We start from the raw sequence: 21228 nt of genomic DNA on the forward strand, positions 1-21228 counted from the left end.
TTCTCGCCGCCTTCTTCGTAGTTGAGCACGAACTGCAGCGCGACGCGCGCGCCGCCCGGCCAGCGGGCATGCGGCGGGCGGGCGCCGTAACCGATGAGATCGCGTGGATAGTTATCGTTTGTCATGTGTCGTTGCTTGCTTCAGGAAACCAACCGGCACCGCCGTCCCGCCGCAGGCGCCGACCGTCATGCAATGAGCATGCCAGTGGTGCCGGCGGCGGCGCCGGTACTGCTTAGGGGCCGGGTCCCTGCGGGCCGGCCCGGCCTTGCCGGTACTTCGATTACTCGGTGCCGTGCGAGTTGGCCGCGGCGTTGCGCATGGCCTCTTCGCGCGACTGGATGCCGTTGTAGAACAGGTTCAGCGCTACCGCCACGATGGTGCCGAGCACGATGCCGCTGTGCGTGAACGGGTCGGTCCACTTGGGCAGGTACTGGAAGAACGTCGGCGCCAGCGTCGGGATCATGCCGAAGCCGATCGAGATCGCGACGATGAACAGGTTGTGGCGGTTGCGGTTGAAATCGCACGAGCCCAGGATGCGGATGCCGGTGGCGGCAACCATGCCGAACATCACGATGCCGGCGCCGCCCAGCACGAACTGCGGCACCGAGGCCACCACGTGGGCCATCTTGGGAAACAGGCCGAAGGCGATCAGGATGATGCCGCCGGCCGCCGCGACGTAGCGCGAGCGCACGCCGGTCACCGTCACCAGACCCACGTTCTGCGAGAACGAGGTGTAGGGGAAGGTGTTGAAGATGCCGCCGATCACCGTGCCCAGGCCGTCGGCGCGCAGGCCGCGGGTCAGGTCCTCGTTGCTCAGCTTCTTGCCGGTGATGTCCGACAGCGCCAGGAACATGCCGGTCGACTCCACCAGCGTGATCAGCATGACGATGCACATCGACAGGATCGCGGTCAGCTGGAAGGTCGGCATGCCGAAATGCAGCGGCGTGATCACGGCGACGAAGCTGGCTTCGTCCAGGCCGTCGAACGAGACCTTGCCCAGGCCCATCGCCACCAGCGTGCCGATGATGATGCCGAGCAGCACCGCGCAGTTGGCGACCAGGCCGCGGCCGTACTTGGTCAGCAGCAGGATGATGACCAGCGTCAGGCCGGCGATGCCAAGGTTGGCCAGGTCGCCATAGGCCAGGTTCGGCACTTCCTTGACGACGCCGTCGATGACGGCGCGCGTGGTGGGCTGGCCACCGGCCGACCAGTTGATGGCCACGCGCATCAGCGACACGCCGATCAGCGTGATCACGGTGCCGGTCACCACCGGCGGGAACAACCCCAGCATGCGCCCCATCAGCGGCGCGATCAGGATGCCGAAGATCCCTGACGCGATCACCGCGCCATAGATGCCGAGCAGGCCGACATTGGGGTCGGTGCCGATGGCGATCATCGGCGCCACCGAGGCAAAGGTCACGCCCATCATCACCGGCAGGCGGATGCCGAACTTCCAGAAGCCGATAGCCTGGATCAGCGTGGCCAGGCCGGCGGCGAACAGGTCGGCGTTGATCAGGAACGCCAGCTGGTCCTTGGGCAGCTTGAGCGCGCCACCCACGATCAGTGGCACGGCAACCGTGCCGGCGTACATCACCAGAACGTGCTGCAACCCGAGCGCGAGCAGGCGCCCGGAAGGCAAACGCTCGTTGGTGAGGTCCGTCGGGACCGTGGTGCTTGCGGAATTCATTGGTGCGTCTCCTCTCCTTTGGTTTGATGGGAACGCCACGTCCGTGCCGGCAGTTTGGTCGGTGTTGTTATGGGCCCGCCGTCGCCGCGCTCTCGTTTGCACTGCCTGGGCGCGGTACTGACGACGGGCCTGCTGCCTTCTTCTTGCGGGGGCGTGACGGGAACACCGTGCTAGGTGGAGCGGCCCAGCACGCTGCGAAGATCGAAGCTGCCCGGTTCGTCCGGCTGCACGCGGTCGGCGCAGGCGCCAAGGTGGTGCGCCATGCGCGACTGGGCCAGTGCGGCGTTGCCCTGTTCGAGGGCGTCGAGGATTTCTTCGTGCTCGTCGAACGAGCAGGCGTTGTTGCCCGGCGCTTCCACGCTGGCGATCATCAGCGTGGTGCGCGACACCAGGCGGCGCATCATGTTGACCAGCAGCGCATTGCCCGACAGTTCCGCCAGCGCGGTGTGGAATTCGGCGGACAGGCGGATCCACTTGGGACGGTCGTGGGTCAGGAAGGCCTGGCGCTCGTCGGCCACCATCTGCCGCAGCGGCGCGATCACGGCCTTGACGTCGGGCATCGCGGCCAGCTTTTCCAGCACCGCGCGCTCCAGCATCTGGCGCAGCTCGAACATGTCGTGCGCCTCGTCGGTCGACGGGCTGGCGATAAAGGCGCCGCGGTTGGGCTCGAGGTCGACCATGCCGTCGGCGGCCAGGTGCGACAGCACCTTGCGCACGGTGTGGCGTGCGGTGGCATAGATCTCGCAAAGCGAATGCTCGGTGAGCTTGGTGCGCGGCGGCAGCCGGTGCTCCATGATCGCGTCGTAGATCTCGTGGTACATGCGCTCCTCGACCGAGCCCTTGCGCGCGGGCTTGGCGGGCTTGCCCGGGATCTCGGTCAGGTCGCCAGCCTCGTGGTGGGCCTTGGATTCGGCCTTGGATTCGGCGTTGGCGGCAATCAGCTTCAGGCTCTTGGACATCGTGGCACCGGCAGGTCAGGCAGGGCACCGTAAATCCTGCGTATCAGGGTACGGTGATCCAAAAATTGTTGACAATTATTTGGTTACGGCCTCAATATTGTCAACAAAACCAACTCAGGTTTTCGACAACTCAGGGAAATCCCTGAATTGCCAACGGGGAAGTGCAGGCGCATTGTCGCCACGCACCAACCCAGCGCCGGGATGCGTTACCAGACGTACCGAGCGGGCACCATCCCACACATGGTGCTAGTGAAGGCAGCGGCGCCCCTCACAACCCAATCGCAAAAGGACAAATACGATGGGACGCTTGACCACCCATGTTCTCGACACCGCTGCGGGCACGCCCGGGCAGGGCATGTCGATTACTCTCCATAAAATTGTCGACAATCGTCGCGAAACCCTGAAGACCGTGGTCACCAACCACGACGGCCGCTGCGACCAGCCGCTGCTGGAAGGCGCCGACCTCGCCGCGGGCGTGTACGAGCTGGAATTCGCCGCCGGCGATTATTTCCGTGCCCAGGGCGTGAAGCTGCCCGAGCCGGCCTTCCTGGACGTGGTGCCGCTGCGCTTCGGCATTGCCGACGTCAACGCGCACTATCACGTGCCCCTCCTGGTTTCGCCCTGGTCGTACTCGACCTACCGCGGCAGCTGAAGCGGTGGCATAGGGAAACAGGAGACAAGACATGGAAGGCTATATCCTCGACTGGGCCAATATGCTGCTGCGGTGGGTGCACGTCATCACCGCCATTGCATGGATCGGCTCTTCGTTCTATTTCGTGTGGCTGGACAACAGCCTGACCAAGCCCACCGCGCCGGACCTGAAGGAGAAGGGTGTCGACGGCGAACTATGGGCGGTGCACGGCGGCGGCTTCTACAACCCGCAGAAGTACCTGACCGCGCCCAAGCAGTTGCCGGAGAACCTGCACTGGTTCTACTGGGAGTCGTATTCGACCTGGATGAGCGGCTTTGCGCTGCTGGTGGTGCTGTACCTGTTCAACGCCAGCACGTTCCTGATCGACAAGAACGTGTTCGACATGTCGCCCGGCGCGGCGGTCGGCTTTGCGGTGTCGTACCTGCTGATCGGCTGGATCGTCTATGACAGCATCTGCCGCCTGTTCAACAAGAACGACCGCCTGGTCGGCATCCTGGTGGCGATCTACATCGCCGCCGCCGCCTACGTCGCGTGCCATATCTTCTCGGGCCGCGCGGCGTTCCTGCTGACCGGCGCGATGATCGCGACGATCATGAGCGCGAACGTGCTGGCGTGGATCATCCCGGGCCAGCGCAAGGTGGTCGCGGCACTGAAGGCCGGCCAGCCGGTGGACCCGATCCACGGCAAGCGCGGCAAGCAGCGCAGCGTGCACAACACCTACTTCACGCTGCCGGTGCTGTTCGCGATGCTGTCGAACCACTACAGCATGACCTACGCCCACAAGTACAACTGGGTGGTGCTGATCCTGATCATGCTGTCGGGCGTGCTGATCCGCCAGTTCTTCATCCTGAAGCACAAGGGCAAGATCAACGTGCTGTGGCCTGCCGCCGGCGTCGCCGCGCTGGGCGTGGTCGCCGTGATGATCGCGCCGCAGCCGCGCCCGGCCGTAGCCAAGGCTGACGGCGAGGCCGCCGCGGCGGTCAGCTTCGCCAAGGTGCAGGAAGTGATGAACGCGCGCTGCGTGCAGTGCCACGCCGAGCAGCCGAAGATGATGCCGACCGCGGCCAAGGGCATCAAGCTCGAGACGCCCGAGGACATCAAGGCCCACGCCCAGCTGATCTACCAGCAGGCGGTACAGCAGAAGGCGATGCCGCTGGGCAACGTGACGCAGATTACCGACGACGAACGCGCGCTGCTGGGGCAGTGGTTCGAAGGCGGTGCCAAGACGACGAATTAACGTGGTCTGAACTGAGAAGCATTGGGGCTGGCGCTTGCAGAGCCAGCCCGCGAAATCCGAGCATCGGTGATCGACGGTCCGGAGGGTTGTGCGGTTGGCAACCGTCAGTACCGGACCGGCGAGGGTTTGAACGGGGCCTTGTGCCCCGTTTTTTTTGCCTGGCGCTTATCCGCCGATATTCAGCAGCGCCAGCACCCCCAGCACCAGGAAGATCCCGGCCGCAACCTTGTGCACCAGCCCGATCGGCATCTTGTTGGCGAACCGGTCGCCCAGCAACACGGCCGGTGCGTTGGCGATCATCATGCCGAAGGTGGTACCCATGACCACCGCCAGCACGGCGTCGCTGAAGCGCGCCGCCAGCGCCACCGTGGCAATCTGGGTCTTGTCGCCCATCTCGGCAAAGAAGAAGGCGACGAGGGTGGTGCCGAGGATGCCGATAAAGCCCTTGACCAGCCTGGCCTGCTCGGCGTCGTCGAGCTTGTCGGGGATCAGCATCCACGCGGCCATCGCGATAAAGCCCAGTCCCAGGATCCAGCGCAGCAGGCTTTCGCCAACCACGTGCGTGATCCAGCCGCCGAGCGCGCCAGCGAAGCCGTGGTTGAACAGCGTGGCGATCAGAATGCCGAGGATGATGGGCACCGGCTTGCGGTAGCGCGCGGCCAGTACCAGCGACAGCAATTGCGTCTTGTCGCCCATTTCTGCGAGGGCGACGATGCCTGTGGAGACAAGGAAGGCTTCCATATTGGTCTTGTGGGGTAGCCGGGCCGCAATGCATCGCGAGATGCCAATGACGCAACCCTTTCCCGGCCCGGCCAGAAAGGGTTGGTCATCGGTCTCGCCAGGCATGGACGCTGCCTGGGCCGGTCTGGCCAGGCGGGTCCGGAGCTGCGCACGCCATAACCGCAAGCGGTCAAGTCTGTTGACGTACGCCCCTGTCCCCCGGAGTCCGCATTGCGCGGCGCGGCGAGAGCAGGGCGGCTACTCCCCAATGGAAGCGGCGATTATAACCGCGGCGGCGGCGGCTCGTCCACCGCCGCCGGCGGCCGGCACGGCGCTCAGGCCGGAACCGGGGCGTTGTCGCTGGTCTGGCGGCCGCGGAAATCGGTCCAGCACAGCGCCTTGAAGTCATAGAGCTTGCAGCGGCGCGCCGTGTCGAAATACCAGCGCCAGGAGAAGTTCTCGATGATGATGCGGCCCGGCAGCGCGTGCTCCAGCAGCGCCTGCGCGCGCTTGAGGCGGTACAGCGGCACGCTCATGTCGACGTGGTGCGCGGTGTGTTCCATGATGTGGTGCAGTGCCGCGCCGATGCCATGGCGGAAGCGCAGGTGCACGGTGGTCGAGACGAACGGCTGGGCCCGGGCCCACATCGTCTTGGTGTCGTACCAGGCGACGCTGGTGTGGGTATGGTGCACGTACAGCACGAAGCCGACGGTGACGTTCCACACCAGGAAGGGCAGCACGAAGCCGGCGCCGACCAGCATCCAGACGGACTGCTGCGTGGCCAGCGCCAGGCCGACCAGCGCGCCGATCCAGGCCAGCCCGAACGCCGCCACCAGCACGCAGTCGCCGGTAAAGATCGGGCGGCGCGTGGCCATCTGGCGCTTGCTGGGGAAGAACAGCTTGCACCACCAGATCTCGACCAGGTAATACAGCCCCGGGCCGAAGCCGGTGCGGTAGATGCGCTCCATCACGCGGCGCCAGCGCGGCAGCGCATTGAATTCCTCGAGCGAATACGGAGCCCAGACGAAGTCGAACCCCTTCAGGTTGGTATAGCCGTGATGGACCACGTTATGGCCGACCTCCCACAGGCTGTACGGCGTCAGCGACGGCAGGAAGGTCAGCCGGCCCAGCCACTTGTTCAGGCCGCGGCGCGGGGTCAGGCTCTGGTGGCAGGCATCGTGGCCGATGATAAACAGGCGCGCGATCACCAGCCCCACCAGCACGCCCAGCGCGAGCTTGGCGGCCCAGTGCGGCGCCAGCACCACGCCAGCCAGCACGGCGCCGAACAACAGGTAATCGAAGCTGAACAGCATCAGCGCGCGCGGGGTGCTGCGCTGGCCCAGCGGGATCAGCCAGCCGCGGATGATCTTGCGCGACGGCAGCGGCGCGTCCGGCGCGATCGGTTCAGGCAGCGGAGCCTGGTGCGGGGCACGGGCGCGAGCGCCGGCATGCGCCTGGGCGTGCCCGGGGGCGGGCTCGACGGATGGAGCGGATTGATATGCGGTCATGCAGAACCTTCTGATTGCGGTCGATCGGTATTGGTGCGCGGCAAGGCAGAGTGGCCGCGGCGGAACCGCAAGGTTAGAAGGCTTTGTCGAAGGCAGTCTTGACGGTCGTCAAGCCGGTGGGACGCAGGAAGCGGTAAGGGCGCGCCCGCCGCGGGTGCGGCGGGCCACGGATGCGGACGTGTGGCGGATCAGGCTGCCGGGACGCTGGCCGGCTCGCCCATCACGTAGACGCTGTCGATCACGCGGTCGTCGCCCAGCATGGCAAAGGCGAACAGCTCTTCTTCCAGCGTTTCCGAGCGGTTGCTGCGGCGTGCGATCAGCGGCGTGGCCTTCGGATCCAGCACGATGAAGTCGGCCTCGCAGCCTTCGCTGAAGCTGCCGACGCGGCCGGTCCAGCCCAGCGCCTCCGCCGCGGCGCGGGTGGCCAGGTAGAACATGCGCAGCGCGGTCAGGTAGTAGCCGCCCATGCGCGCCACCTTGTGCGCGGCGTTCATGGTGCGGAACATCGAGAACGAGGTGCCGCCGCCGACGTCGGTGGCCAGCGTCACGTTCAGGCGGTTGGCATCGGACTGGTGGAAGTCATAGAAGCCGCTGCCCAGGAACAGGTTGGAGGTCGGGCAGTGCGCCACCGCCGCGCCGCTGTCGGCCAGCCGGCGGCGGTCGTCCTGGTCCAGGTAAATGGCGTGGCCATACATCGCGCCGGGACGCAGCAGGCCATAGCGGTCGTAGACATCCAGGTAGCTGCGCGCGTCCGGGAACAGCTCGGCCACCCATTTGACCTCGTCGCGGTTCTCGGCCACGTGGGTCTGGATAAAGGCGTCCGGGTAGGCGCGCGCCAGTTCGCCGCAGGCGGCCAGCTGCGCCTCGGTCGAGGTCGGCGCGAAGCGCGGCGTGATCGCGTATGACAGGCGTCCCTTGTTATGCCAGCGCGACAGCAGGTCGGCGGAATCCCGGGCGCCGCTTTCCGCGGTGTCGCGCAGGAACTCGGGGCAGTTGCGGTCCATCATCACCTTGCCGGTGACCATGCGCAGGTTGCGCGCCTCGCTCTCGGCAAACAGGGCGTCGGCCGAGGCCTTGTGCACCGTGCTCCAGACTACCGCGCTGGTGGTGCCGTTGCGCAGCAGCTCCTCGGTGAAGAAGCCGGCGACGCCGCGCGCGTAGTCGGGATCGGCGAAGCGGCGCTCTTCGGGGAAGGTGTAGGTGTCGAGCCAGTGCAGCAGGCCCGGCGACGGCGACGCGATCATGTCGGTCTGCGGGAAGTGCACGTGGGTGTCGATAAAGCCCGGCACGATCAGCTTGCCGCGGTGGTCGACGACCTCGGCGCCGGCCGGGATGCGCGCGGACAGCTGCGCGTAGTCGCCGGCGGCGGCGATGCGCCCGTCGGTGACGATCAGCACCCCGTCGTCCCAATACTGATACGCGTCCTCATGGAATTGCGGGTCGCGCAGGAAATGCAGCACGCGGCCGCGGATGGCGCGGGTACGGGAGTCAGTGGTGGGGTGGCTCGTCATGGTTTGTCTCTCGTGGCCGGCCCGCGCGGCACCGCATGGTGCAAGCTGCAGGCCGGGCTATTGGCATGCGCCGGGCTCAGGCCGCCGGGGCCGTCGCGGGCGGGGACTTGGGCGGAGCGGACCAGAAGTGGTCGACTTCCGCCAGGAACTCGGCCTTCTGCATGGCAGGCAGGAAGGCCGCTTCAAAACTGTTGCGGGCCAGCTTGTGCGCATCGGCCGCGTCCAGCGGCAGTGCGTCGAAGGTGGCTTCCCAGTTCGCATTCATATAGCCGCCGAAGTAGGCCGGGTCGTCCGAATGCAGGGTGATGGCCACGCCCGCGTCCAGCATGCGCTTGAGCGGGTGGTCGCGCAGGTCGGGGTAGACTTTGAGCTTGACGTTCGACAGCGGGCACACCGTCAGCGCCACGCGCTCGCGCGCCAGGCGCGCGACCAGCGCGGCATCGTCGATGGCGCGCACGCCGTGGTCGATGCGCTCCGCCTTCAGGATGTCGAGCGCATCGGTCACGTACTGTGCCGGGCCTTCCTCGCCCGCGTGCGCCACCAGGTGCAGGCCCAGCTCGCGCGCCCGCGCGAACACGCGCGCGAATTTCTCGGGCGGGTTGCCTTTCTCCGACGAATCGAGCCCGACGCCGACGAAGCGGTCGCGATAGGGCAGCGCCGCCTCCAGCGTGGCGAACGCGTCTTCCTCCGACAGATGGCGCAGGAAGCACAGGATCAGGCTGCTGGAGAAGTCGTACTCGGTGCGGGCCTGCGCCAGCGCATCGGCAATGCCGTCGATCACCACGCCGATCGGCACGCCGCGTGCGGTATGGGTCTGCGGATCGAAGAAGATCTCGGCGTGGCGGACGTTGTCGGCGACGGCGCGCTTGACGTAGTCCATGGTCATGTCGAAGAAATCTTCCTCGGTCAGCAGCACGCTGGCGCCGGCGTAGTAGATGTCCAGGAACGACTGCAGGTCGGTGAAGGCGTAGGCGGCGCGCAGCGCGTCGACGCTGGGGTAGGGCAGCGCCACCTGGTTGCGCTGCGCCAGCCGGAAGATCAGTTCCGGCTCAAGCGTGCCTTCGATATGCACATGCAGTTCGGCCTTGGGGGTGCGGCGGATCTGTTCCGCGAGCGCGGCATCGATGGTCATGGGGGCCTCGTTTCTGGGCTTTTCTGTGCCGGCCGGCAGCACCGGCGGCACGGGTTCAGGGATGCACCGTCTCCGTGCGGCCCGCACGCAGCGCGGCAAGGCGCTGTTCGCGGACCTGGAGCAGCTGGGCGACGATGGCAACCGCAATCATAGCCGGAGCCTTGTCGGTGATCCCGGGAACCCCCATGGGGCATGTCATTTCCGCAAACCGGGCCGGGTCGATGCCGTGCTCGGCCATGCGGTGTTCGAAGCGCGCGCGCTTGGTCTTGGAACCGATCAGGCCGAAGTAGGCGAAATCGGTACGCTTGAGGATTTCCTCGCACAGGGTCTGGTCGAGCGCATGACTGTGCGTCATCACCAGGAAATAGCTGCCCGCCGGCGCCTGCGCAACCACGGCCTCGGGCGTGTCGCTGGCCTCGGCCTCGACGTTGTCGGGCAGGCCACCCGGAAACAGCGTGTCGCGCTCGTCGACCCAGTGCACGCGGCACGGCAGCGTCGCCAGCACCTTGACCAGCGCATGGCCGACATGGCCGGCGCCGAACAGCACCACGTGCATGGTGTCGGGCACCAGCGTGTCGGTCCAGCTGCCGTCCGCTTCCAGCTCCACGCCGGCAAGCACCGCGCGGCTATCGCAAAAGGTCACCGCGCCACGGGCCGGCACCTGCCGTTGCAGCGCACGCTGCGCGGCGAAATTGCGCTCGACCGCATCGAGCCAGGCCAGGTCGGCCTGCCCCAGCACCTCGAACCCAACCTGCACCACGCCGCCGCAACACTGCCCCAGCGCCGGGCCCAGCGGAATGCGCTCGATCCGGCGCGGCTCGCCGCGCACCAGCATCTCGCGCGCGATGTCCATGCCGCGCCATTCCAGGTGGCCGCCGCCGATGGTGCCGACCAGGTCGTCGGCGCTGACCAGCATGCGGATGCCGGCCTCGCGCGGCGCCGAGCCCTTGACCTCGACGATGGTGACCATCGCCACCGGCACGCCGGCACGCACCATGCGGGCGGCGTCGGCGAAGCGGAAGGGTTTGAGCGGTGCGTCCTGCATGGTGGGGGGCCTTGTGGTGATGCGTGGTATGGCTTGTGGTATCGCTTGTGTCAGTGGTGGCGCGCGCCTGCTTCTTCCGCCGGCCCCTCGCCTGTCAACGCAGTCGAGGGGGGAAAGTCCGGGGCCTCCGCAGGCGCGCGCTTCCTTGCCACCGTTCAGGCTGCCTGCGCAGCCACTTGCGCCGCCGCAGCACGCACGGCATCGACGGCATCGAGGATCGCCTCGCTGGTGGCCGGCGCCTTCAGCGGCGGGTTGATGCGGTAGTCGCCCAGCGCGGCCACGGCGTCGCGGATCGCGAAGAACACCGAGAACGGCAGCAGCAGCGGCGGCTCGCCCACCGCCTTGGAGCGGTGGATGCTGTCCTCGACGTTGCGGTTCTGGAACAGGCGCACGTTGAATTCCTCGGGGCAGTCGTTGACCGTCGGGATCTTGTACGTCGACGGGGCGTGCGTCATCAGCTTGCCGTCCTTGTTCCACCACAGTTCCTCGGTGGTCAGCCAGCCCATGCCCTGGATAAAGGCGCCTTCGACCTGGCCGATGTCGATCGCCGGGTTCAGCGAGCGGCCGGCGTCGTGCAGCGCGTCGGCGCGCAGCAGCTTCCATTCGCCGGTGAGCGTGTCCACCAGCACCTCGGAGCACGCGGCGCCGTAGGCGAAGTAGTAGAACGGGCGGCCCTGCAGCGTCTTCTGGTCCCAGTGCAGCTTGGGCGTGGTGTAGAAGCCGTCGGACCACAGCTGCACGCGCGCCACATAGGCTTCGCGCGCCAGCTCGCCGAACGACAGGCGCAGCTCGCCGGCGCTGACCAGGTCATCGTTGAAGCGCACCTCGGACGGCTCCACGCCGGCCTTGCGCGCGGCAAACGCGGTCAGGCGCTCGCGGATCTGCCGCGCCGCGTCCTGCGCGGCCTTGCCGTTCAGGTCGGCCCCGGTCGATGCCGCGGTGGCCGAGGTATTGGCCACCTTGCTGGTATCGGTCGCGGTCACGCGCACGCGTTCCATGCGGATACCGAGCTCGTGCGCCACCACCATCGCCACCTTGGTGTTCAGGCCCTGGCCCATTTCGGTGCCACCGTGGTTCACCAGCACCGAGCCGTCGTTGTAGACGTGCACCAGCGCGCCGGCCTGGTTGTAGTGGGCCACGTTGAACGAGATGCCGAACTTCACCGGGGTGATGGCGATACCCTTTTTCAGCACCGGGCTGGTGGCGTTGAACGCGCGCGTGGCCTCGCGGCGGGCGCGGTATTCACTGCTGGCCACCAGTTCGTCGATCAGCTCGTGGATGACATTGTCTTCCACGGTCTGGCCGTAGGGCGTGACGTTGTTCTCGCCCTTGCCGTAAAAGTTGGCGCGGCGCACGTCGAGCGAATCCTTGCCGACCGTGCGGGCGATATTGTCCAGGATGTACTCGACCGCGAACGCGCCCTGCGGGCCGCCGAAGCCGCGGAAGGCGGTGTTGCTCTGCGTGTTGGTCTTGCCGCAGTAGCCGTCGATCTGCACGTTCGGCAGCCAGTAGGCGTTGTCGAAGTGGCAGATGGCGCGGGTCATCACCGGGCCCGACAGGTCGGCCGAGAAGCCGGCGCGCGACACCATCTCGACCTTGACGCCTTCGATATGGCCTTCGTCGTCGTGGCCGACGCTGTAGTCGAAGACGAAGTCATGGCGCTTGCCGGTGATCATCATGTCGTCGTCGCGGTCCGGGCGCAGCTTGACCGGGCACATCAGCTTCCACGCCGCCAGCGCGGCACAGCAGGCGAACAGCGCCGACTGCGATTCCTTGCCGCCGAAGCCGCCGCCCATGCGTCGGCATTCCACCAGCACCTGGTGCGCCTGCCAGCCCAGCATATGACACACGGCGTGTTGCATTTCGGTGGGGTGCTGGGTCGAGCACCACACTTGCATGCTGTCGTTCTCGCGCGGGGCCGCGTACGAGATCTGGCCTTCGAGATAGAACTGCTCCTGGCCGCCGAGGTGGATCGTGCCGCTGTCCTGGTGGGCCGCGCCGGCAATGCGCGCGGCCGGTTCGCCGCGCGTCAGGTGCATCGGCGGCAGCACGTAGCTGCCGGCCTCGTGCGCGGCCTGCGGCGACAGTACCGGCGGCAGGTCTTCATAGTCGATCACGCCGAGGCGGGCGGCGCGGCGAGCCGCGTCATGCGAGGTCGCCACCACGATAAAGACGGGCTGGCCGATAAACTGCACCACGCCGCGCGCCAGGATCGGGTCGTCATGGATGATCGGGCCGCAGTCGTTGGTGCCGGGAATGTCGTCCACCGTCAGCACGTCGACCACGCCCGGCGCGGCACGCACCTTGTCGAGCGAGACCGACTTGATGCGCGCGTGCGCGCGGGTGCTCATGCCGAGCGCGGCGTGCAGCGTGCCGGCCAGCTCGGGGATGTCGTCGGTGTAGGTCGCGGTGCCGGCCACGTGCAGGTGGGCGGATTCGTGCGGCCGCGAGATGCCGACCTGCGGTACCTGTTCGGCGGCGGCGTCGAGCAGGAAGGGTTCGGTTTGCTTGTTCATGCCGATTTCGTTCCTTGTTCTCCGGCTCAGGCCGTGGCGGTTTCGTTGATGCCGGCGCCGGGGGCGCGCACATTGACGGCTGCGGCGGGCAGCGCGTCGGCGTTGGTTTCCAGCCAGAACCGGTACAGCAGGTTGGCGGCGCCGCGGCTGCGGTACGACGCGGTCGCGCGCATGTCGGTGAGCGGCGTGTAGTCCTGCGCCAGCGCGGCCATGCCGGCGCGCGCGGTGGCTTCGTTCCACGGCTGGCCGGTCAGCGCCGCCTCGGTGGCGGCGGCGCGCTTGGGCGTCGCGGCCATGCCGCCGAAGGCGATGCGGGCCTGCGTGACGATGCCGTCCTGCACGGTGATGCCGAACGCGGCACACACGGCGGAAATATCCTCGTCAAAGCGTTTGGACAGCTTGTAGGTGCGGAAGTGCTGCGGGCCGGCCACCGGCACGCGCAGCGCGGCGACGAACTCGCCCGGCTGCATCGCGGTCTTCTGGTACGCCAGGTACAGGTCTTCCAGCGGCAGCGTGCGGCGCGTCTCGCCGTGCTGCAGCACCACTTCCGCGCCCAGCGCGATCAATGCCGGCATCGAGTCACCGATCGGCGAGCCGTTGGCGATATTGCCGCCCAGCGTGCCGGCATTGCGGATCGGCAGCGAGGCGAAGCGCTTCCACAGCTCTTCCAGCTCCGGGTGCGCGGCGTTGAGTGCGGCGTAGGCCTTTTCCAGCGTCACGGCGGCTCCGATCTCGATCATGCCGTCGCGCTGCTCGATGTGGTTCAGGTCTTCGACCTGGCCGACGTAGAGCAGGCTGCCGAGCTCGCGGAACTGCTTGGTGACCCACAGGCCGACGTCGGTGCTGCCGGCCAGGATGCGGATATCGGGCTGCGCCGCCTTGATCGCGCCGAACTCGGCCGCGGTGCGCGGGGCGAAGAACTCCTGCCCCTGGGCGCGGTAGCGGAAGGTTTCGCCGCGCTTGAGGTTGCGCAGCGTGTCGGCGATCTGGCGCGGGTTGAGTTTGTCCGCGGTGGGGGCGGGCAGGGCCATCATGCGTTCGCCGGCATCGATGATCGGGCGGTAGCCGGTGCAGCGGCACAGGTTGCCGGTGAGCGCGTCGCAGATGGTCTGGCGCGAGGGCGCCTCGCCACCGGGGGTGTGCTGCTGGTACAGCGCCCACAGCGACATCACGAAGCCCGGGGTGCAGAAGCCGCACTGCGAGCCATGGCACTCGACCATGGCTTCCTGCACGGGGTGCAGGTTGCCGTCGGCCTGGCGCAGGTCCTCGACCGTGATCAGGGCCTTGCCGTCGAGCGTGGGCAGGAACTGGATGCAGGCGTTGACGGCCTTGAATTCGACGTCGCCGCCGTCCTGCAGCTCGCCGATCACGACGGTGCAGGCGCCGCAGTCGCCTTCGGCGCAGCCTTCCTTGGTGCCGGTGCAGCGCGCGTCTTCACGCAGGTACTGCAGCACGGTGCGGGTAATGGGGGCTTCGGATACTTCCTTGACCTGGCCGCGATGGAAAAAGCGGATGGTTTGCGTCTCCATGGTCTTCTCTCTCTTGGTGATGGCGGAAACATAGCACCCGGGCCTTTCATGCAATATTCGGCCCAGGTGATATGCCCCATCAGCGGGCACCTCGGACGGTGCGCCGCCGCACCAGGCGGCGTCCCCCGAGGGAGGGGTGATTTGACCGTTTGTGGGGTGCCTGTCATACACTATGCGCCGTTCCCATCCCCCACGCCACCCATCCGGCTCCGCCGGCGGGCCGCCATCGCCATGCACGGACGCGACCATCTCGATACTTATTTGCTGCGGGTGCTCCACACCCTGCTCACCGAGCAGAGCGTGACCCGCACCGCCGTGCGTCTGGGCCAGTCGCAGCCCGCCATCAGCAATACCCTGAAGCGCCTGCGCGAGATCACCGGCGACGCCATTCTGGTGCGTGGCAAAAACGGCATGGTGCCGACCGAGCGCGGCCGCGAGCTGCTGGCGCTGGCCGAGCAGAGCCTGGCGGCGATGGACCGCATCGCGCGGCCGCCGCAGCAGTTCGACCCGGCCACCACCACGCGCACCTTCCACCTGGGCGCGCCCGACTACCTGGACGCCTTCTTCCTGCCCAATATCGTCGAGCGCGTGCGCCGGCTGGCGCCCGGCGCCAAGCTGTTCGTGCACCCGATGACGTCGTCGTCGGACTTCCTCGACGACCTCGAGCAGGGACAGCTGGATATCGTGGTCGGCAACTGGCTGTCGCCGCCGGAGCACCTGCATATCTCGCCGCTGTTCGACGACGAGGTGGTCTGCATGCTGGGCGCCCAGCACCCGCTGGCGCGCAAGGGGCTGACGCTCAAGCACTACCTGGAAATGCCCCACCTGGCGCCGGCGCCCTACGCGTCGATGCAGCGCAGCATGATCGACCAGGCGCTTGCAGAGCAGGGCTACAAGCGCAATATCCAGGTCACGCTGCCGTATTTCGGGCTGGTGCCGTATGTGCTGATGAAGACCGACATGGTCTTCACCACCGGCCGGCAGTTCGCCGCGCACTACGCGCAGTACCTGCCGATCCGCATGGTGCCGTCGCCGGTGTCGTTCCCGCGCATGCGCTTCTACCAGCTCTGGCACGAGCGCTGCCATGCCGCGCCGGACGTGATGTGGATCCGGCGCATGATCGCGGAGGTGGCGGCGGATCTGCCGCAGTTGCCTAGACTCGAGGCGGAAGCGGGTTGAGGCGGGGCCAGGGCGGCGACGCTACTTTGCGTGGGCAGTGGGGAAGAACAGCTGTTCGCCCTCGACCTTGTACCGCGCAATCGCGTCCTGTCCTTCCTTCGACGTGATCCACTCCACCAGCTTCATCGCATCCTTGTAGTTGGTGCCCGGATGCCTGGCCGGGTTGACCGCGATGATCCCGTACGGGTTGAACATCTTCGGATCGCCCTCGATGGCGATCGCCAGCCCGGTCTTGGCGCGGTAGGCGCCGTAGGTGGCGCGGTCCGACAGCGTATAGGCGGGCATCTGCGCCGCCATGGTGAGCACCTCGCCCATGCCCAGGCCGGCGTTGACGTACCACGGCTGGCCCTTGGGCTCGATGCCGAGCTGCTTCCAGTAGTCCTTCTCCATCACGTCGGTGCCGGAATTGTCGCCGCGCGAGATGAACTTGGTGCCGCTGGCGGCAAGCTTGCGGAACCCGGCCAGCACGTCCTTGCCGCCCTTGATCCCGGCCGGGTCACTGGCCGGTCCAACCACGATGAAATCGTTGTACATCACGTCGCGCCGGTTGACGCCGTAGCCGGCGGCGACGAACGCGTCTTCCATCTTGCGCGCGTGCACCAGCAGCACGTCGACATCGCCCATCTCTCCCATCTTCATGGCCTTGCCCGAGCCGACGGCGATGACTTTTACCTTGACGCCTGACTTCTGCTCGAAACGCGGCAGCAGGTGCTTCAGCAGGCCCGAGTTCTCGGTACTGGTGGTGGTGGCGAGCTTGATCTCGCCGGCCTGCGCGGCCGGCAGCAGGCCGAGGCACAGCAGCGGCACGATGGACACGACGAGGTGGCGCCTGCGGTGGCGCAAGGGGCGGGCACGGCGGGACATGGGCGGTCTCCTCCTTATTATGTTCTTGTCGACATAATTGATTTTGCCTTCGGATCTCGGGGAGAATCCGGCAAAACAACATAAGAATGGGGTATTCATTGTGGTCCAGCCGAGATCGACAAGTAAATATGTAGCGGGGAACCTATGACCTTCCGCTTCGACCTGTTTCCGGTGATCGCCTCCGATGACAATCCGCGCGCCAATGCCAAGGTGTTCCAGCTGCTCAAGGCGGTGCGCGAAACCGGATCGCTGCACCGCGCCGCGCGCGAGATCGGCCTGTCGTACCGCCACGCCTGGGGCGTGATGCGGTCGTGGGAAGAGATGCTCGGCCGCAGCATGCTGGATATGGAGCGCGGGCGCGGCGCGTCGCTGACGCGCTTCGGCGAGCGCCTGCTGCGCGCCGAGCTGCGCCTGCGCGAGTCGATCGAGCCGGCGGTGCAGCGCGCCATGGCGGAGTTCATCGCCGACCTGGACGACGCCCAGCAGCCGCAGTCGTGCGTGCATTTCACCGGCAGCCATGACCCGGCGGTGGAAGTGCTGGCCGCCGCGCTGGGCACGGCCGGCAGTCCGCTGCAGCTCGACACGGTGTTCTGCGGCAGCGTCGAAGGGCTGATCTGCCTGCAGGAGCGCCAGTCGGAGCTGGCCGGCTTCTATGTCTCGCCGGTGCAGACTGCGGGCTCGGTCGCGCATGTGACGCTGCGCAAGTGGCTGAGGCCTGGCGCCGTGCGGCTGCTGCGGCTGGCGTGGCGCGAGCAGGGGCTGATCCTGGCGCCCGGGCTGGCGCGCGAGGTGCACGACCTGCGCGGCCTGGCGCGCAGCCAGGCGCGCTTCGTCAACCGGCAGCGCAGCTCGGGCACGCGCATGCTGTTCGACCAGCTGCTGGCCGCCGAGGGCCTGTATCCCGACCTGGTCAACGGTTACGACGAGACCGAGTTCAGCAATGAAAAAGTGGCGGAAGCCGTGCACAGCGGCCGCGCCCAGGCCGGTTTCGGGCTGCGCATGAACGCCGAGGCCCACGGGCTGGCGTTCGTGCCGCTCACGCGCGAGGCCTATTACCTGGCGCTGCGCAAGAACGACCAGACCGCCGGCTGGATGGCCGCGCTGCTGGCCCTGCTGGCCGATCCGGCCTTTGCGCGGCGCATCGAGGCGCTGCCGGGCTATACCATGGCGGAGCCGGCGGGCATCCTGACCCCGCAGGAGGCGCTGCCGTGGTTCGGCCCGGACGGCAAGGAGGGCAGCTGAGCCACGGCAGGGCTGGTCCCGGACCGGTCGGGCCGGTCCGTATTACACTCCCTGCCAGGGCGCGCCGGTCTCTGCGCCGGCCCGCGCCGGACCCTTGCAAGGAGCGCCATGCTGGAAACCGCCGCGCTGGCCGCGGGCATGTCCTGGGCCAGCGGATTTCGCCTGTATCTTGCCGTGCTCGCCGCCGGGGTGCTGGCGCGGCTGGGCTGGCTGGAACTGCCGCCGGGGCTGCAGCCGCTGGAGTCCTGGTGGGTGATCGGCGTGGCCGCGGTGCTGGCGGTGGCCGAGTTCGTCGCCGACAAGGTGCCGGCCTTCGACACCGTCTGGGACGGCATCCATACCTTCATCCGCATTCCGGCCGGGGCGATCCTGGCGGCCGCCGCGTTCGGCCAGCTGGATCCGCAATGGGTGGTGGCGGCGGGGCTGGTCGGCGGCACGCTGGCCGGCACCGCGCATGCGGTCAAGGCCGGCACGCGCGCGCTGATCAACGTGTCGCCGGAACCGTTTTCCAACTGGACGGCCTCATTCACTGAGGACCTGACCGCCACCGGCAGCCTGCTGCTGGCGTTCTTCTTGCCGGTGCTGTTCCTGGTGCTGCTCGCGGTGTTCCTGGTGGGCTCGGTGTGGCTGCTGCCGAAGTTGTGGCGCGGGGTGCGCCGGCTCCATGCCAGCCTGCGCGGCGGAACCCGGCATGATGTGCCGCGCTAGCGGCGCAGTTGTTCCTGCCAGCTTTTTTGCATTACCTGACTGACCCGAGGCGCACCGGCGCCAGCAACCAAGAACCAAGCAACCGATGCCCCCCGAGTCCGCCATTGACGTCCCGGCCACCGCTGCCCAATCCGACGCCTCATCCGCCGGCCTGCACGCCGCCACCGGCGGCAAATTTTCCGCCTGGCGCCAGGCGCTGCGCATGGCCCGGCGCGACTGGCTGGCGGGCGAGCTCTACCTGCTGCTGTTTGCGCTGGTGCTGGCCGTGGCCGCGCTGACCAGCGTGGGCTTCATGGCCGACCGCATGCGGCTTGGGCTGGAGCGCGACGCGCGCCAGATGATTGCGTCCGACGTGCTGCTGGTGGCCGACCAGCCCTTCGACGCCGCGTTCGCGCAGCGCGCCCGCGCCGCCGGCCTGGCGGTGGCGCAGACCGTGACCTTCCCGAGCATGGCCACCGCCGAGGGCAAGGCCCAGGCCGGCGCCGAGCCGCCCAGCCAGCTGGCGGCGCTCAAGGCGGTCACCGACGGCTATCCGCTGCGCGGCCGGCTCAGGGTGACCGGCGCGCCGGGCGGGCCGGATGCGCCCGCGGATGGCATTCCCGCGCCGGGCACGGTATGGGTCGACGAGGCGCTGCTGGGCGCGCTGGGCGTAGCGGTGGGCGACAGCCTGCGGCTGGGCAGCCGCAGCTTCCGCATCGACCGCATCATCACGCAGGAACTCGACCGCGGCACCGGCTTCATGAACTTCGCGCCGCGCGTGCTGATGCCGCTGCCGGACCTGGACAGCACCGGGTTGATCGGCTGGGGCAGCCGCGTTACCTACCGGCTGCTGGTGGCCGGCCCCGACGCCGCCGGCGCGGCCTTCCAGAAATGGGCGCAGGACGAGATCGAGCGCCGCCAGCTGCGCAATACGCGGGTCGAGTCGCTGGAATCGGGCCAGCCGCAGATGCGCGCCACGCTGGACCGCGCCGAGCGCTTCCTGTCGCTGGTGGCGGTGCTGTCGTCGATGATCGCGGCGGTGGCGATCGCGATGTCGGCGCGCCGCTATATGCAGCGCCACACCGATGCCTGCGCGGTCTACAAGTGCCTGGGGCTGTCGCGCGGGCAGATCCTGCGTGCCTTCGGCCTGGAATTCCTGCTGGTCGGCGCGGCCGGCGCGCTCGCCGGCGTGCTGCTCGGCTACCTGGCGCACTATGGCCTGCTGCTGTCGCTGGGCGGGCTGCTCAAGGTGTCGCTGCCGCAGCCGTCGCTGCTGCCGGCGCTGGTGGGCGTGCTGGCCGGGCTGGTGCTGCTGGCCGGGTTTGCGCTGCCGCCGCTGCTGGCGCTGACGCGGGTCGCGCCGCTGCGGGTGCTGCGGCGCGATATCGGGCTGCCGCCGGTGTCGGCCTGGGTGGCCTACGCGCTCGGGCTGGGCGCCTTTGTCGCGCTGCTGCTGGTGGCCGCGCGTGACCTGCGGCTGGGCCTGACCACCGCCGGCGGCTTTGTCGCCGCCGGGGTGGTGTTCGGCGTGCTGGCGCTGGGCCTGCTGACCTTGCTGTCGCGGCTGCTCCGCGGACGCCTGCGCGGGCGCGCGGCGATGGGGTGGCGCTTTGCGCTGGCGGTGCTGGAGCGCCGCCGCGCGGTCACGGTGCTGCAGACGGTGGCGCTGGCGGTAGGGCTGATGGCGCTGCTGCTGCTCGGCATGACCCGCAACGACCTGGTCGATTCCTGGCGCAACGCCACGCCGGCCGATGCGCCCAACCGCTTCATCATCAATATCCAGCCGGACCAGCGCGAGCCGCTGCGCCAGATGCTGGCCGGCGCCGGCATCACCGACCTGCTTTACCCGATGGTGCGCGGGCGCCTGACCCATATCGGCGAGCGCACCATCCGCGGCGACAGCTTCGAGGACGGGCGCGCGCGCAACCTGGTCGAACGCGAGTTCAACCTGTCCTATACCGATGCGCTGCCGGAGGGCAACCGCGTGATCGCCGGGCGCTGGTCGAACGGATCCGACGGCGCCGAGGCGGGCGCGTCGGTGGAAGAGGGCATCGCCAAGACCCTGGGCATCCGGCTCGGCGACACGCTGCGCTTCGACGTGGCCGGCCAGCCGGTGCAGGCGCGCGTGACCTCGCTGCGCAAGCTCGACTGGGGCTCGATGCGGGTCAACTTCTTCGTGATCCTGCCGCCGCGGGCGATGCAGGGCATGCCCGAGACCTACATCACCTCGTTCCACCTGCCGGCCGCCAGCGCCGCGCTGGGCAACCGGCTGATCGCTGCCTTTCCCAACATCACCGTGGTCAACACCGACATGATCCTGCGCCAGATCCAGGACATCCTTGACCAGGTGATCGCGGCGGTGGAATTCCTGTTTGTGTTCACGCTGGCCGCCGGGGTGACGGTGCTGTACGCCGCGTTGTCCGGCGCGCGCGACGAGCGCATGCGCGACGCGGGCCTGCTCAAGGCGCTGGGCGCTTCGGCCGCGCTGGTGCGGCAGACCCAGTATGCCGAGTTCCTGGTGGTGGGCGGGCTCGCCGGCCTGCTCGCCAGCCTCGGCGCGATCGCGGTGGGCTGGGGGCTGTCGCAGTTCGTGTTCGATTTCCCGTACCGCTTCAATGCCTGGATCGTGCCGGTCGGCGTGGTTTCTGGCATGCTGTGCGCTTTTGCCGGCGGCTGGCTGGGCCTGCGCGAAGTGCTGCGCCAGCCCGCGCTGGCGACCTTGCGCGATGCCTGAGCCCGCGTGCCGGCGCCGCCGCAGAA

16 protein-coding genes, 1 pseudogene and 1 riboswitch are annotated in these 21228 nt (G+C 68.0%); of the genes and pseudogenes, 6 read left to right on the forward strand and 11 right to left on the reverse strand.

The annotated features are described in order from the left end of the window. The 3 genes and pseudogenes from C7416_RS29325 to C7416_RS14170 all read right to left on the reverse strand — a co-directional run. Nucleotides 1-125 (reverse strand): annotated as a pseudogene (locus C7416_RS29325) (allantoinase); the annotation flags it as partial. A 155-nt stretch (nt 126-280) separates the two neighbouring features. Continuing rightward, entirely contained in the window at nt 281-1687 is a 1407-nt protein-coding gene (locus tag C7416_RS14165) for a nucleobase:cation symporter-2 family protein (protein ID WP_062797683.1), read from the reverse strand. A 170-nt stretch (nt 1688-1857) separates the two neighbouring features. After that, on the reverse strand, nt 1858-2646 hold the full coding sequence (locus C7416_RS14170) for a GntR family transcriptional regulator (RefSeq protein WP_111519528.1): 789 nt from the start codon (nt 2644-2646) through the stop codon (nt 1858-1860). Nucleotides 2647-2944: 298 nt separating this feature from the next. Between C7416_RS14170 and uraH the strand changes: the two genes are divergently transcribed. Both uraH and C7416_RS14180 read left to right on the forward strand, forming a co-directional pair. Beyond that, on the forward strand, nt 2945-3298 hold the full coding sequence (gene uraH / locus C7416_RS14175) for a hydroxyisourate hydrolase (protein ID WP_012352291.1): 354 nt from the start codon (nt 2945-2947) through the stop codon (nt 3296-3298). Nucleotides 3299-3329: 31 nt separating this feature from the next. Continuing rightward, nucleotides 3330-4535, forward strand: coding sequence for a urate hydroxylase PuuD (locus C7416_RS14180; protein WP_111519529.1), 1206 nt, complete (start codon nt 3330-3332; stop codon nt 4533-4535). A gap of 165 nt (nt 4536-4700) precedes the next feature. On the opposite strand, the gene C7416_RS14185 is transcribed toward C7416_RS14180, so the two are convergent. The 7 genes from C7416_RS14185 to xdhA all read right to left on the reverse strand — a co-directional run bounded on the left by C7416_RS14185 (nt 4701) and on the right by xdhA (nt 14496). Then, nucleotides 4701-5276 carry a TMEM165/GDT1 family protein gene (locus tag C7416_RS14185; protein ID WP_111519530.1) on the reverse strand — a complete coding sequence of 192 codons (576 nt, stop codon included), beginning with the start codon at nt 5274-5276 and terminating at the stop codon, nt 4701-4703. Between the two features lie 134 nt (nt 5277-5410). Continuing rightward, nucleotides 5411-5534: riboswitch (yybP-ykoY riboswitch) on the reverse strand. Between the two features lie 56 nt (nt 5535-5590). Beyond that, on the reverse strand, nt 5591-6763 hold the full coding sequence (locus C7416_RS14190; protein ID WP_111519531.1) for a fatty acid desaturase: 1173 nt from the start codon (nt 6761-6763) through the stop codon (nt 5591-5593). Between the two features lie 188 nt (nt 6764-6951). Then, a complete protein-coding gene (guaD, locus tag C7416_RS14195) occupies nt 6952-8274 on the reverse strand; it encodes a guanine deaminase (protein WP_111519532.1) in 1323 nt (440 codons plus the stop codon). A 76-nt stretch (nt 8275-8350) separates the two neighbouring features. Further along, nucleotides 8351-9406 (reverse strand): adenosine deaminase, encoded by a 1056-nt coding sequence (locus C7416_RS14200; protein ID WP_111519533.1) that lies wholly within the window; start codon nt 9404-9406, stop codon nt 8351-8353. A gap of 55 nt (nt 9407-9461) precedes the next feature. Further along, nucleotides 9462-10451 (reverse strand): xanthine dehydrogenase accessory protein XdhC, encoded by a 990-nt coding sequence (gene xdhC / locus C7416_RS14205; protein ID WP_111519534.1) that lies wholly within the window; start codon nt 10449-10451, stop codon nt 9462-9464. A 155-nt stretch (nt 10452-10606) separates the two neighbouring features. Further along, nucleotides 10607-12967 carry a xanthine dehydrogenase molybdopterin binding subunit gene (gene xdhB, locus C7416_RS14210; protein WP_111519535.1) on the reverse strand — a complete coding sequence of 787 codons (2361 nt, stop codon included), beginning with the start codon at nt 12965-12967 and terminating at the stop codon, nt 10607-10609. A gap of 26 nt (nt 12968-12993) precedes the next feature. After that, nucleotides 12994-14496, reverse strand: coding sequence for a xanthine dehydrogenase small subunit (gene xdhA, locus C7416_RS14215; protein ID WP_111519536.1), 1503 nt, complete (start codon nt 14494-14496; stop codon nt 12994-12996). A 231-nt stretch (nt 14497-14727) separates the two neighbouring features. On the opposite strand from xdhA, the gene C7416_RS14220 reads away from it, so the two are divergent. Further along, nucleotides 14728-15675, forward strand: a complete 948-nt coding sequence (locus C7416_RS14220; RefSeq protein WP_010809162.1) for a LysR substrate-binding domain-containing protein — start codon at nt 14728-14730, stop codon at nt 15673-15675. Nucleotides 15676-15696: 21 nt separating this feature from the next. Here C7416_RS14220 and C7416_RS14225 read toward each other — a convergent pair whose 3' ends face one another. After that, nucleotides 15697-16539, reverse strand: coding sequence for an ABC transporter substrate-binding protein (locus C7416_RS14225; protein WP_111519537.1), 843 nt, complete (start codon nt 16537-16539; stop codon nt 15697-15699). A gap of 144 nt (nt 16540-16683) precedes the next feature. On the opposite strand from C7416_RS14225, the gene C7416_RS14230 reads away from it, so the two are divergent. From C7416_RS14230 to C7416_RS14240, 3 genes are all read left to right on the forward strand, one after another. Continuing rightward, entirely contained in the window at nt 16684-17781 is a 1098-nt protein-coding gene (locus C7416_RS14230) for a substrate-binding domain-containing protein (protein ID WP_111519538.1), read from the forward strand. 108 nt (nt 17782-17889) lie between these two features. Beyond that, on the forward strand, nt 17890-18489 hold the full coding sequence (locus C7416_RS14235; RefSeq protein WP_111519539.1) for a DUF4126 domain-containing protein: 600 nt from the start codon (nt 17890-17892) through the stop codon (nt 18487-18489). Between the two features lie 85 nt (nt 18490-18574). After that, complete coding sequence (locus C7416_RS14240; RefSeq protein ID WP_111519540.1) at nt 18575-21202, forward strand: ABC transporter permease; 2628 nt, start codon at nt 18575-18577, stop codon at nt 21200-21202. The last annotated feature ends 26 nt before the right edge of the window (nt 21203-21228 follow it).

Source organism: Cupriavidus phytorum (assembly GCF_003254285.1).
Lineage (GTDB): Bacteria > Pseudomonadota > Gammaproteobacteria > Burkholderiales > Burkholderiaceae > Cupriavidus > Cupriavidus phytorum.

Bases quoted from the DNA above. Each gene is read 5' to 3' on its own strand.
- C7416_RS14165 (WP_062797683.1), bottom strand. From the start codon at position 1,687: ATGAATTCCGCAAGCACCACGGTCCCGACGGACCTCACCAACGAGCGT.
- C7416_RS14170 (WP_111519528.1), bottom strand. From the start codon at position 2,646: ATGTCCAAGAGCCTGAAGCTGATTGCCGCCAACGCCGAATCCAAGGCC.
- uraH (WP_012352291.1), top strand. From the start codon at position 2,945: ATGGGACGCTTGACCACCCATGTTCTCGACACCGCTGCGGGCACGCCC.
- C7416_RS14180 (WP_111519529.1), top strand. From the start codon at position 3,330: ATGGAAGGCTATATCCTCGACTGGGCCAATATGCTGCTGCGGTGGGTG.
- C7416_RS14185 (WP_111519530.1), bottom strand. From the start codon at position 5,276: ATGGAAGCCTTCCTTGTCTCCACAGGCATCGTCGCCCTCGCAGAAATG.
- C7416_RS14190 (WP_111519531.1), bottom strand. From the start codon at position 6,763: ATGACCGCATATCAATCCGCTCCATCCGTCGAGCCCGCCCCCGGGCAC.
- guaD (WP_111519532.1), bottom strand. From the start codon at position 8,274: ATGACGAGCCACCCCACCACTGACTCCCGTACCCGCGCCATCCGCGGC.
- C7416_RS14200 (WP_111519533.1), bottom strand. From the start codon at position 9,406: ATGACCATCGATGCCGCGCTCGCGGAACAGATCCGCCGCACCCCCAAG.
- xdhC (WP_111519534.1), bottom strand. From the start codon at position 10,451: ATGCAGGACGCACCGCTCAAACCCTTCCGCTTCGCCGACGCCGCCCGC.
- xdhB (WP_111519535.1), bottom strand. From the start codon at position 12,967: ATGAACAAGCAAACCGAACCCTTCCTGCTCGACGCCGCCGCCGAACAG.
- xdhA (WP_111519536.1), bottom strand. From the start codon at position 14,496: ATGGAGACGCAAACCATCCGCTTTTTCCATCGCGGCCAGGTCAAGGAA.
- C7416_RS14220 (WP_010809162.1), top strand. From the start codon at position 14,728: ATGCACGGACGCGACCATCTCGATACTTATTTGCTGCGGGTGCTCCAC.
- C7416_RS14225 (WP_111519537.1), bottom strand. From the start codon at position 16,539: ATGTCCCGCCGTGCCCGCCCCTTGCGCCACCGCAGGCGCCACCTCGTC.
- C7416_RS14230 (WP_111519538.1), top strand. From the start codon at position 16,684: ATGACCTTCCGCTTCGACCTGTTTCCGGTGATCGCCTCCGATGACAAT.
- C7416_RS14235 (WP_111519539.1), top strand. From the start codon at position 17,890: ATGCTGGAAACCGCCGCGCTGGCCGCGGGCATGTCCTGGGCCAGCGGA.
- C7416_RS14240 (WP_111519540.1), top strand. From the start codon at position 18,575: ATGCCCCCCGAGTCCGCCATTGACGTCCCGGCCACCGCTGCCCAATCC.